The sequence below is a fragment of the Salinicola halophyticus genome (assembly GCF_003206695.1).
Lineage (GTDB): Bacteria > Pseudomonadota > Gammaproteobacteria > Pseudomonadales > Halomonadaceae > Salinicola > Salinicola halophyticus.
In genome coordinates, this window is sequence record NZ_PZJN01000010.1 from 65,348 (window position 1) to 77,260 (window position 11,913).

General features: G+C 62.0%; 9 protein-coding genes. All 9 read right to left on the minus strand.

What is annotated here, in order from left to right:
* Positions 1 to 7: 7 nt before the first annotated feature.
* The gene (locus DOM58_RS16335) at positions 8 to 1,009 is read right to left on the minus strand and encodes a TRAP transporter substrate-binding protein (protein ID WP_425353403.1); all 1,002 of its coding nucleotides are present in this window, start codon (positions 1,007 to 1,009) and stop codon (positions 8 to 10) included.
* A 304-nt stretch (positions 1,010 to 1,313) separates the two neighbouring features.
* Positions 1,314 to 2,642, minus strand: coding sequence for an enolase C-terminal domain-like protein (locus DOM58_RS16340; protein ID WP_110693763.1), 1,329 nt, complete (start codon positions 2,640 to 2,642; stop codon positions 1,314 to 1,316).
* Between the two features lie 25 nt (positions 2,643 to 2,667).
* Positions 2,668 to 3,798 (minus strand): L-talarate/galactarate dehydratase, encoded by a 1,131-nt coding sequence (locus tag DOM58_RS16345; protein WP_110693764.1) that lies wholly within the window; start codon positions 3,796 to 3,798, stop codon positions 2,668 to 2,670.
* A 215-nt stretch (positions 3,799 to 4,013) separates the two neighbouring features.
* Entirely contained in the window at positions 4,014 to 4,982 is a 969-nt protein-coding gene (locus tag DOM58_RS16350; protein ID WP_245392314.1) for a LacI family DNA-binding transcriptional regulator, read from the minus strand.
* Positions 4,983 to 5,205: 223 nt separating this feature from the next.
* Complete coding sequence (gene sixA, locus DOM58_RS16355; RefSeq protein ID WP_110693766.1) at positions 5,206 to 5,676, minus strand: phosphohistidine phosphatase SixA; 471 nt, start codon at positions 5,674 to 5,676, stop codon at positions 5,206 to 5,208.
* Positions 5,676 to 6,725 carry an NAD(P)H-dependent glycerol-3-phosphate dehydrogenase gene (locus tag DOM58_RS16360; protein ID WP_110693767.1) on the minus strand — a complete coding sequence of 350 codons (1,050 nt, stop codon included), beginning with the start codon at positions 6,723 to 6,725 and terminating at the stop codon, positions 5,676 to 5,678. The genes sixA and DOM58_RS16360 overlap by 1 nt, the downstream gene beginning before the upstream one ends.
* Positions 6,726 to 6,892: 167 nt before the next feature.
* The gene (locus DOM58_RS16365; protein WP_075561678.1) at positions 6,893 to 8,335 is read right to left on the minus strand and encodes an NAD(P)(+) transhydrogenase (Re/Si-specific) subunit beta; all 1,443 of its coding nucleotides are present in this window, start codon (positions 8,333 to 8,335) and stop codon (positions 6,893 to 6,895) included.
* Positions 8,336 to 8,351: 16 nt separating this feature from the next.
* On the minus strand, positions 8,352 to 9,923 hold the full coding sequence (locus DOM58_RS16370) for a Re/Si-specific NAD(P)(+) transhydrogenase subunit alpha (RefSeq protein ID WP_110693768.1): 1,572 nt from the start codon (positions 9,921 to 9,923) through the stop codon (positions 8,352 to 8,354).
* Positions 9,924 to 10,313: 390 nt separating this feature from the next.
* Entirely contained in the window at positions 10,314 to 11,786 is a 1,473-nt protein-coding gene (locus DOM58_RS16375; protein ID WP_110693769.1) for a protein adenylyltransferase SelO, read from the minus strand.
* Positions 11,787 to 11,913 lie beyond the last annotated feature (127 nt).

An 11,913-nucleotide genomic window follows, 5' to 3' on the forward strand; every position in this document is an offset into this window, starting at 1 on the left:
GAAGGGTTTACTGGGTATTGCGAATGTCGTCGATCAGCGATTCGAGGTCGGGGTGCTTCTTGATGAATGCCTGATAGATCGGCTCCATGCGCTTCTGGAATGCTGCCTTGTCCTCTACCTCGTTGACCTTGACGCCAGCCGCCTCGACCTTCTCGCGGCTCTCCTTCGCCCCTTTCTCCCACAGTTCCCGCTGCTCTTTGGCCGCATTTTCCGCCGCCGTACGCACGATGGATTGATCCTCGTCAGACAGCTCTTCCCAGCTGGATTTTGCGACACACAGGCACTCGGGGATGATCAGGTGACCGGTCTCGGAGTAGTACTTGGCAACCTCGTAATGGTTGCTGGATTCGAATGATGGGAAATTGTTCTCGGCACCGTCGATGACGCCGGTCTTGAGCGATTGAAACACCTCGCCGTAGGACATCGGCGTGGCGTTGCCGCCCAGCGCATCGACCATGTCCACGTAGAGGTCATTGTTCATGACGCGCAGCTTGAGCCCTTTCACGTCATCCGGTTCATTGATGGCATGATCGGTATTGTAAAAACTACGAGCACCGGAGCCGAACCACGACAGCGCAATCAAATCCTTTTCCGCCAGGGCATCCGCAAAACGCTGGCCGATCTTTCCATCCATCACGCGATACATCTGGTCGACGCTGTTGAACAGAAAGGGCAGAGACAACACGTCGGTTTCGGGCACGATGGGACCCATCGGCCCCATATTGAAATTACCGAAATCCAGAGCGCCGCTACGGGCCTGATCGATGGCATCGGGCTGATCACCCAGTACCGCATTGTTGTAGATGCGGGGATTGATTCGTCCGTCGGTATTCTTGGAAACTTCCTCGTCGAACGATTTCAATGCCACAGAGTTGGGATAGCCGTCAGGATGCACGTTCCACCCCCGCCAATCTTCCGCATGCGCGGGAAAGGCCGCGACGGATAGCGCCCCGGCGACGGCTACAGCAGGTAAGGAAGCGGAAATATTGTTCCAGAAACGTTGTGTCATCATATGACTCCCTCGCTTGATTCAAGCGAATTGTGATTATCGAAACGTAGGATGCCATACATCATACTTGCCCAATATTAGACTTTGGAATTGACGGCCAAGCCGTCGGGGATCAAAGCATGATAAGTATTAGTTTTTTCTTTAAATCATCTTAAAAACAACGAAATAGCGCCGACACCAACCGGCCTTTAGCGACGCCGCACGTTGACGTCGGCCTACCCTGAAACGCGCTCGACGAGCAAAGAACAGCATCCCGAGATGCTGTCCTAACGTATCGATATCGAGCCATGACCCCTGAACGGTTTTAACGCACCAGCGCCGGGCGCTTGGGATCGAACGACCAACCGTCGATCAGGTACTGCATGGCCATCGCGTCGTTACGGCTTCGTACATCCAGCGTTTTATAAAGCGCGTGTGCTTGCGTCACCTGGGCCATGTCGAGCTTGATCCCCAGCCCCGGCGCTTTCGGAACGCTCAGCTTGCCGCCGCGGATCTGATAAGGCTCTTCGGTCAGGCGCTGACCGTCCTGCCAGATCCAGTGGGTATCGATGGCCGTGATGTTACCGGGGCACGCCGCCGCCACGTGCGTCATCATCGCCAGCGAGACATCGAAGTGGTTGTTGGAGTGCGAGCCCCAGGTCATGCCCCACTCGTCACACAGCTCACCGACCATCACCGCACCCTGCATGGTCCAGAAATGGCAGTCCGCCAGCGGAATATCGACGGCGTTGAGCGCCACCGCGTACTGCAGCTGCTTGAAATCGGTGGCGATCATGTTGGTTGCCGTCGGCAGCCCGGTCCGCTTCTTGAACTCGGCCATCACCTCACGCCCGGACCAGCTCTCTTCCTGGCCACAGGGATCCTCGGCATAGCTGAGAAGATGCTTGATCGGATCGAGAATCCTGACCGCCTCGTCGAGTTTCCACGCCCCATTGGGGTCCAGCGTCAACCGGGCTTCGGGGAAGGCGTCGTGCAGTGCTCGGATGCAATCGGCCTCCTCTTCGCCGCGCAGCACACCTCCCTTGAGCTTGAAGTCCTTGAAGCCGTAGCGTTCATAGGCCGCCTTGGCCAGGTTGGCTACCGAATCCGGGGTCAGCGCTTCCCGGCGACGAACCTCATCCCAGGCGTCGACCGGGTCTCGAGGCTTGGGATACGGCAGGTCGGTCTTGTCGGGATCCCCGAGCAGGAACAGATAGCCCAACGCCTCGACCTCGTCGCGCTGACGACCGAAGCGACCCAGCAGATCGGCGACCGGCTGACCCAGCGTCTGACCGTAAAGATCGAACAGGGCCGATTCGATGGCAGTCAACACGTGGACGGCGACGCGCAGATCGAAGGTCTGACGGCCCCTCTCCTCGCGGCCGTTACCGGCCAGCAGCAATCGCGAGCGATTGAGCGTCTGCTTGACCTCGTTGACTCTCGAGCCTTCGACCAGCGAACGACACTGTTCCAGGCCTTTGAGAATACCTTCGCTGGACGGAATCTCGCCGACGCCCTGGTTGCCGGCATCGTCTTCGAGAATCAGCAGACAGCGAATGAACCAGGGCGCATGGCCACCGCTCAGGTTGAGCAGGAAGCTGTCGTACCCGGCGACCGGCATCACGGTCATCTTGGTCACTTTGGGGAAACTCATGTTCATGCTCCAGATGACTTAGGGATCAAGCTCGCTTGCCGAATTCGGCGCTATCGACCGTCCACTTGCGCGCCTGCTCGGTCAGCGTGATGCCCAGACCCGGGCGATCCGGCACCACCATGCGGCCGTCGCGCGTTTCCAGCCGCTCGTTGAACAACGGCTCCAGCCAGTCGAAGTGCTCGACCCAAGGCTCGGCGGGATAGGCGGCGGCCAGGTGAAGATGGATTTCCATCGCGAAGTGCGGCGCCAGCTGAAGGCCGGCGGCATCGGCCAGCGTCGCCAGCTTCAGGAACTGGGTAATCCCGCCGATACGCGGCGCATCCGGCTGAATGATATCGGCGCTGCGGTGCTTGATCAGCTCCATATGTTCGCCCACGCTCGCCAGCATCTCGCCGGTCGCGATCGGGGTGTCCAGCGCCGCGGCCAACGCGGCATGCCCCTCGACGTCGTAGGCGTCCAGCGGCTCCTCGATCCACACCAGGTTGTACTGTTCCATGACGCGACCGAAGCGCAGCGCCGTCGCGCGGTCCCACTGTTGGTTGGCGTCGATCATCAGCGGCACATCGTCACCGAGATGCTTGCGCACGGCTTCGACACGCTGGAGATCGATCCGCATGTCGGGCTGGCCCACCTTGATCTTGACGCCCTTGATGCCGTTCTCCAGCGATCGCGTCGCGTTCTCCATGACCTCTTCGATCGGCGTATGCAGGAAGCCGCCGGAAGTGTTGTAGCACTGCACGGAATCGCGATGCGCGCCCAGCAGCTTGGCCAGTGGCAGACCCGCGCGCTTGGCCTTGAGATCCCACAGACCGACATCGACCGAGGCGATGGCCTGGGTCGACAGACCGCTACGCCCCACCGAGGCGCCGGCCCAGACCAGTTTCTGCCACAGCTTGCCGGTGTCGTTGGGATCCTCGCCCAGAATCGCCGGGGCAATTTCCTTGGCATGGGCGAACTGGCCGTAGCCGCCGGCACGCTTGGAGTAGCTGAAACCGATGCCCTGATGACCATCACGTGTTTCGATCTCGGTGAACAAAAACGAGACTTCGGTCATCGGCTTCTGACGTCCGGTCAGCACCTTGGCATCACTGATGGGCGTCGCCAGCGGCAACAGCACGTGAGAGAAACGGATCCAGCTGATGGCATCGTTGGACATCGGACTACCTAATTGACGTGACTGAGAGGATGGCCTCCCGACTTGCCCGATAACGATGATGATTGCGCTATCACCGTGGCATCGAACATCTGATGGCTTGGAATGTTAGCGCAATCAATTTGTATGACAAAGCGCCTGCCAGTTAATTACGACCAAAGGATGACAATTTACTACCGCGCCATCGAAGGAGGCGCCGACGCGGCTCGGGCCGTCATTCAGGTAGTGTCTCGATCGACGATCTCGAATCCGATATCCAGCGTTTGCCCCGCCCGTTGGAACGTCGGTTGCGCCATGCGCTGCAGCAGATGTTCGGCCGCACGCAGGCCGATGGCAGCCCCGTCGATACGCACGGTACTCAACGCGGGAAAGCTGGCAGCGGCATAGCTGCTGTCGCCGAAGCCCATGATTGCCAACTCTTCCGGCACCGACAACCCGCGACTTTGCGCCTCCGCCAGAACGCCGAGGGCGAGGATATCCGAGCTGCAGACGATGGCGTCCAGCGAATGCTGATCGAGCAGTTCGGCGCTCTTTTCCCGCCCCCAGGGCATGCTCGAGGGCGTACCGACCTCTCGCAGCTGATACGCCCCTTCTCCTGCCCGTTCCAGTGCCGAGACGAAACCGGCGACACGCCGTCTGGCGCGAGAATCGTCGGCGCTGATGAGTCCGAAGCGACGACAGCCCCGCGACAGCAGATGCTCGGCCACGGCGCGGCCTACCGACTCGTGGGAGAAGCCGACCAGCATGTCCAGCGGATCATCGGTCATGTCCCAGATCTCGACCAGCGGTACCTGGGCCGACTGGAGGCGCTGACGGGTCAGCGGCGAGTGGCGACAGCCGGTGAGAACAATTCCGTCAGGGCGGCGGCTCAGCACCGTCTCGAGAATCGTCTCTTCCTGTTCCGGGGTATAGCCGACCAGGCCCAGCAGCACCTGATAGCCCTGAGGCGACAGCGCACCCATGACCGTCTGCACAACCTCGGCAAACAGTGAATGCGCGACCGTGGGCACTAGCAGCGCGACCAGCCGGCTTCGGCTCGAGGCCAGGGCACCGGCGACTCGGTTGGGCACGTAGCCGGTCTCCAGCACCGCTTGCTGAACCCGCAGCCGCGTACTCTCGCTCACCAGTTCAGGCCGGTTGAGCGCACGCGACACCGTCATCGGCGCCACGCCCGCAACGCGCGCCACATCGGTCAAGCGCGCGCTACCGGTCGAACGCGACGAGCGATATGTCCCGCCGCTATCGTCCATAAAAATGATTACCCACTCGGCTATCCTTCGACTCGGCTGTTTTTCAACTCGAAACCCAATTTGGCCGACCTCATGGCAGGCCTCGCCCAGCGGGGCCTGGTAGCGCCATCATTTAATCACGGCCCATCCCGCTTGAGATCCATAGGCTGCCCCATTCGATTCAACGATGGGGCGGAGAGACGAACGCCTTCAGGCTTGCGCAACCTGCCGCCCAGACGTCGGCCTCAAGCAAGGCGATTCCCGCCGTCGGAAACCCCACGCCCGCGCTGGCCGAACCGTCCACCAGCCGCCCCGTCAGAAGACCAACCAGCGGCATATGGCTGACGAGGATCAGTGGCCGCGAAACGTCCATCTGGGTCAGCCGTTCGACCAGCGCACCAACATCGTCATCCGGCGTCACGCCTTCGACCGTGTCGATGTCGCCGTGAATGGCATCGGCGATGGCCTGCGCTGTCTGCTGGGCCCGGTGATAGGGACTCGACCAGATCGTCGCACCGGTGAGCGCTGAGCGTGAAGCCAGCCAATGGCCGGCGCTCTGCGCTTCGTGCTCCCCGCGTCGGGTCAGCCGCCGCTCGGAATCGGGGTTTCCCGGCGCCGCCTCTCCGTGTCTGACGATCGCCAGCCAGCCCATCACTCGACGTCCGGGCCCAGCTCATGGGCACGCGATACCGCTTCCCGAGACAGCATGAACTCGACGTCACTGCTCTGCTCGCTCACCATCAGCGCCTTGGCCATGTCCTTGGCCGGAACGCCGCCGAACATCACCTGATAGAGCCCCTGCGCCAACGGCATGTAGATGTCTTCTTGGCGGGCCTTCTCGCAAACCAGCTTGACCGTATTGACCCCTTCCGCCACCTGGCCGAGCAAATCGATGGCGGAATCGAGGTCATGGCCCTGGCCCAGGGCGAAGCCGACGCGGTAATTGCGCGAGAGTTCCGAAGAGCAGGTGACGATCAGATCGCCGACGCCGGAGAGCCCCAGAAAGGTCATCGGATTGGCGCCGAGCGCGACCGCGAATCGGCTCATTTCCGCCAGCGCACGCGTCATCAACATGCTGCGCGTGTTCTCGCCCATACCCAGCGCGGCCGCCATGCCGGCGGCGATGGCGTAGATGTTCTTGAGCGAGCCACCGAGCTCCGCGCCATAGCGATCGTTGCCGGCATACACGCGGAAATAGCTGCACCCCAACGCTGCCTGAACGTAGGCGCGCGTGACCGGATCGTCGCTGGCGATCACCGTCGCCGTGAGATGCTTCTGGGCGATCTCGGCCGCCAGATTCGGACCGGAAAGCGCGCCGATATGCGAGGAGCCGGTCTCTTCTTCGATCACCTGGCTCATCAATTTGAAACCGTCGGCTTCGATGCCTTTGGTCGTGCTGACCAGAATCTGCTCGGGACGCAAATGAGGTCGTACCTGCTGAAGCACGGTGCGAAACGCCTTGGAAGGAATCGCGATGAACACCACGGCGGCTTCGGCGACCGTCAGGGCCAGATCGGTGGACGCCACCACCGCCGGATTGATCGAATAGTCGGGCAGATAGCGGCCGTTGCGATGCTCGCGGTTGATCTGTTCGACCAGGGCTTCATCGCGCAACCACTGGCGGACCTCGGCGCCGTTGTCGGCGGCGATGCTGGCGATGGCGGTACCGAAGCTGCCACCGCCGAGTACCGCGACCTGCATGCGTTGTTCTGACCCGTTTTTATCTGACCCGTTTGTATCTGACCTAGTTGTATCCGACATGGCCGTTCCATTGACGATGAGCGATACCCCTAGTGTAACGAAAAAACGCCCCGAAAACGGGGCGTTGATCACGGCGAGACACTCGGTTCAGTGGTAGATGAAGTCCGCTAGTCGATCATCCCGACCAGCGAATCGATACTGGACCGGGCGTCGCCGTAGAGCATGCGCGTGTTGTCCTTGAAGAACAGCGGATTCTCGATCCCCGAGTAGCCGGTGCCCTGCCCGCGTTTGCAGACAAAGACCTGCTTCGATTCCCAGACCTTCAGCACCGGCATGCCGGCGATCGGGCTCGCGGGATCTTCCTGCGCCGCGGGATTGACGATGTCGTTGGAGCCGATGACGATCACCACGTCGGTGCTAGCGAAATCATCGTTGATCTCGTCCATTTCCAGCACGATGTCGTATGGGACGCGCGCTTCCGCCAGCAGCACGTTCATGTGCCCTGGCAGGCGCCCGGCAACCGGATGGATGCCGAATCGCACCTCCTTCCCTGCCGCGCGCAGTTTGCGCACCAGATCGCTGACTGCGCTCTGCGCCTGAGCCACGGCCATGCCATAGCCCGGCACGATGATCACGCTATCGGCGTCGTTCAAGGCGCTCGCCACGCCGCCGGCGTCGATCGCAATCTGCTCGCCCTCGATCTCGGCAGCGGGCCCCTGAGTGCCACCGAAGCCGCCCACGATGACGCTGACGAAATTGCGGTTCATCGCCTTGCACATGATGTAGGAGAGAATCGCCCCGGAAGACCCTACCAGCGCGCCGGTCACGATCAGCAGATCATTGGACAGCGTGAACCCGATCGCCGCAGCGGCCCACCCCGAGTAGCTGTTGAGCATCGAGACAACCACCGGCATGTCGGCCCCGCCGATACCCATGATCAGATGCCAGCCGATGAAGAATGCCAGCGCCGCCAGTAGCACTAGCGTCCAGAAACCGGCGCCGTTGAAATAGGCGATGGCCAGCACCAGGCACAGCGCTACCGCGCCGGCGTTGAGCAGATGCCCGCCGGGCAGCTTTTGCGGCTTGCCGCCGATCTTGCCGGCCAGCTTGGCGAACGCCACCACCGAGCCGGTGAAGGTGACCGCGCCGATGAACACCCCCAGCACCACTTCGCCCTGCAGGAAAGAGAGCTCCGCCGGGGTCTTCTGGGCCAGGGTCGAGGCAAACGCCGACAGCCCGTCGAAGGATACGCCGGCCGTTTGCATCGCCACGACGCGGGCACGTTCCAGCTCGGCGTTCCAGCCGATGAAGACCGCGGCCAACCCGACGAAGCTATGCAGCGCTGCCACCAGTTGCGGCATCTCGGTCATCTCGACCTTACGCGACAGCCAGACCCCGATCAGACCGCCGATCAGCATCATCGGAATCAGCCAGCCGTAGCCGCCGACATTGGGCCCCAGCGCAGTGAAAACCACGGCGATCGCCATGCCGACGATGCCATACCATACCGCGCGCTTGGCCTTTTCCTGATTGCTCAACCCCCCCAGGGAGAGGATGAACAGCACACTCGCCGCGATCGCCGCGGCGGAAACGAACTCATGTTGCAACATATCGATTCTCCGCGGATCAGGATTTCTGGAACATGGCGAGCATACGGCGGGTCACCAGGAAGCCGCCGACGATATTGATCGAGGCGATCAGCACGGATATCCCGGCCAATAGCCCGACCAGCCAGCTTCCGGAGCCGATCTGCAACACGGCGCCCAGAATCACGATCCCCGAGATCGCATTGGTCACCGCCATCAGCGGCGTATGCAGCGAATGGCTGACGTTCCAGATCACCTGGAACCCGACGAAACAGGCCAGCGCAAAGACGATGAAGTGCTGCATGAACGACGCCGGCGCCACCAGCCCCAGCAGCCACATCAGGACGCCGCCCGCGACCAGCATGCCGATCTGACGCCGACTCTGGGCCAGGAACGCGGCATGCTCGGCCGCCTTTTTCTCTTCGGACGTCGGCTCCTTGGTCTTCGGCTTGGGCTTGGCCGCCGCGATCGCCTTCACCTTGGGCGGCGGCGGCGGGAAGGTGATGTCACCGCCATGGGTCGCCGTGGCGCCGCGGATGATGTCGTCGTCCATGTCGTGAACGATCACGCCATCCTTTTCCGGCGTCAGATCGGTCAACATGTGGCGGATGTTGGTGGCGTAAAGCAGCGACGCCTGCGTCGCCATCCGCGAGGGGAAATCGGTATAGCCGACCACGATCACGCCATTGTCGGTGACGATGCGCTCATCCATCACGGTGAGGTCGCAGTTGCCGCCCTTCTCCGCGGCCAGGTCGACGATCACGGAGCCGGGCTTCATCAGTGCGACCATGTCCTCAAGCCACAGCTTCGGCGCTGGCCGACCGGGGATCAGCGCGGTGGTGATGACGATATCGACTTCCGGCGCCTGTTCGCGAAACAGCGCCAGCTGTTTTTCGCGAAACTCCGGGCTCGAAGGCGCCGCGTAGCCGCCGCTGCCCGAGCCGTCCTGACTGTCCTCGAAATCGAGAAACAGAAACTCGGCGCCCATCGATTCGATCTGTTCCGCCACCTCCGGACGAACATCGAAGGCGCGAACCACCGCGCCCAGACTGGTTGCGGTGCCGATCGCCGCCAGTCCGGCAACGCCGGCACCGACGATCAGCACCTTGGCCGGCGGCACCTTGCCGGCCGCCGTCACCTGCCCGGTGAAGAAGCGCCCGAACTGGCTACCCGCTTCGATCACGGCACGATAACCGGCGATATTGGCGGTGCTGGAAAGCGCGTCCATCTTCTGGGCCCGCGAGATACGCGGGACCATGTCCATGGCGACAACCGTCGCGCCCTTGGCACGGCAGCGCTCGAGATTTTCCTCGTTCTGCGCCGGCCAGAAGAACGTGATCAGTGTCTGACCTTTCCGCAGCTGCTCGATCTCCGCTTCGACCGGCTCCCGAACCTTGATCACGACGTCCGCTTCGCTCCACAGTGCATTGGCGCCGTCAATGACGGTGACGCCGGCATCGCGATACGCCTCGTCGCTGAACCCGGCTAGCGCGCCGGCACCGCGCTCGATCAGGCACTCGTGCCCCAGCTTCTGGATCTGCTGCGCGCTTTCGGGTGTCAGCGCCACTCGCGCTTCTCCTTTGGCGAGCTCCTTGGGCGCTCCAATCTTCATTCGCTGCTCTCCCGATGGTCAGCCATGCATCGACACTCCTTGCTGTGCATCTCGATAACGCGCGGTTCCCTGCCCTCAAGGCGATAACGCCGTAGCGGGGAAAGATCGTCGTCAGTTAATCATCGCGATAGACAGTCATTGCGATAGGTGATGACAGTTTTCCGGAGAACGACCAAGGGGATCAAGCGATTAGGAGGAAAACCAACCCGGTCAATAACTTATGGCAGGCATAATAAAAGCGTTATATTTAAATTCTCCGCCAACCTGTTGTTTTGAATATCAAAACCCGGACCCCTGATTCCCGTTATCCAACTTATAACGAATGACTTATCACTAAAAAATGCCGGCTCGAGAACCGGCTCTATTCAAAGATCGGGACAGGCGGAATCTTTACGACGAGCAGGAGAGGCAAACCGGCGGCGCGCTGGGAAGCGGCGCCTCGGCCCAGACATCCATCCCCGGCCGACGCGTGAAGGGTGACGAGAGCAACTCGCGGAATGTCTGCAGCGGGCGGGTATCGCCTTCCTGCGCGGCCTCGATCACCTGCTGGGCGAGATGGGTACGCAGGATGTAGAACGGATTGACCCGACGCATGGCCGCCAGCCGTTCCGTCTCTCCCCGAGACTCCTGCGCGAGACGCTGGCGGTAGCGCTCGAGCCAGGCATCGAGCGGACTATCCGGCCCTGCGCTTTCGATTTCCGCGGTCAGCGACAGGCCGCCGACGACATCCTGGTCGCTCAATGCGCGGAAACTCCGGTGGAAGTCGGCCCGCGAACTCTCGAGCAGCGACAGCCAATCCTCGATCAACGCCCCGTCGCTCTCCTGCTCGGTCTCGAGTCCGAGACGTCCGCGCATCAGGATCGCGTAAGCCGCCTGCAGCGTGGGCTCGTAGCTGTCCAGTATCTCGCGCAGCCGTTCCACTTCGATCAAGGGCGTCAACGACTGGCCCAGCACGGTCAGATTCCACAACCCCACGCCGGGCTGCTGATCGAAGGCATAGCGTCCGGTCGCATCGGTGTGGTTGGGCGTCAGATTGGATTCGAAGCGATCCATGAAGGCATAGGGACCGTAGTCCAGCGTCAAGCCCAGAATCGACATGTTGTCCGTGTTCATCACCGCATGAACGAAGCCGTAGGCTTGCCAACGGGCGATCAGTTCCGCGGTTCGCGTCACCACGTCCTGGAACAGCGCTTCCAGCGGGGCGGGCTCCTGCGCGAGATCGGGGCGATGGCGATCGATGACGTGGCGCATCAGGCGATCGATATCTTCGACGCGCTGCTGCTGATAAAGCCATTCGAAGTGGCCGAAACGTACGTGACTCTCGGCCAGTCGCAGCAGCGTGGCACCCGGTTCGACGCGCTCCCGCATGACTTTTTCGCCGTTGACGGCAACGGCCAGGGCCAGGGTAGTCGGGATCTTGAGCCCGGCCATCGCCTCGCCGGCGAGATACTCGCGTATCGAGGAGCGCAGCACCGCACGGCCGTCGCCGAAGCGCGAATAGGGTGTCTGTCCCGCGCCCTTGAGATGCAGGTCGACAGGACCCAGCGGCGTCATCGCCTCGCCGAGCAGCAGGCCGCGACCGTCACCCAGCGCCGGATTATAGGTGCCGAACTGGTGGCCGGTATATTTCTGGGCCAGCGGATCCATGCCCTCCAGCAGCTGCTCGCCACTCATCAGCGCGGTCAACCGCTGGCGATCGATATCATCCACCTCCAGCCCAAGCCGCGTCGCGCCGAGCGGGCTGACATCGAGCAGTCGCGTATCGCGCCTCGGAGTGGGCGTTACGCGAGTGAAAAAGTCGTCGGGGAAGCGGGACCAGACATTATCGAAGGTCAGTGCCTCGAGGGACGTTTCGCTGGCCATGATGGCCTCCTCGGGTTGGCAGAAAAGTCGCTGTAGTCTAGCTCAACTGGGCGAACACACACGAACGGCCAGTCACGATGGGCAACCGGCGCCGATCAGGCACGGGGTTGGTTAGGTCACGGGGTCG

What these genes read in the sequence shown, in the direction of transcription:
- DOM58_RS16375 (WP_110693769.1), bottom strand. Translation starts at nt 11,786, where the DNA reads ATGGCCAGCGAAACGTCCCTCGAGGCACTGACCTTCGATAATGTCTGG.
- DOM58_RS16365 (WP_075561678.1), bottom strand. Translation starts at nt 8,335, where the DNA reads ATGTTGCAACATGAGTTCGTTTCCGCCGCGGCGATCGCGGCGAGTGTG.
- DOM58_RS16340 (WP_110693763.1), bottom strand. Translation starts at nt 2,642, where the DNA reads ATGAGTTTCCCCAAAGTGACCAAGATGACCGTGATGCCGGTCGCCGGG.
- DOM58_RS16370 (WP_110693768.1), bottom strand. Translation starts at nt 9,923, where the DNA reads ATGAAGATTGGAGCGCCCAAGGAGCTCGCCAAAGGAGAAGCGCGAGTG.
- sixA (WP_110693766.1), bottom strand. Translation starts at nt 5,676, where the DNA reads ATGGGCTGGCTGGCGATCGTCAGACACGGAGAGGCGGCGCCGGGAAAC.
- DOM58_RS16335 (WP_425353403.1), bottom strand. Translation starts at nt 1,009, where the DNA reads ATGACACAACGTTTCTGGAACAATATTTCCGCTTCCTTACCTGCTGTA.
- DOM58_RS16360 (WP_110693767.1), bottom strand. Translation starts at nt 6,725, where the DNA reads ATGCAGGTCGCGGTACTCGGCGGTGGCAGCTTCGGTACCGCCATCGCC.
- DOM58_RS16345 (WP_110693764.1), bottom strand. Translation starts at nt 3,798, where the DNA reads ATGTCCAACGATGCCATCAGCTGGATCCGTTTCTCTCACGTGCTGTTG.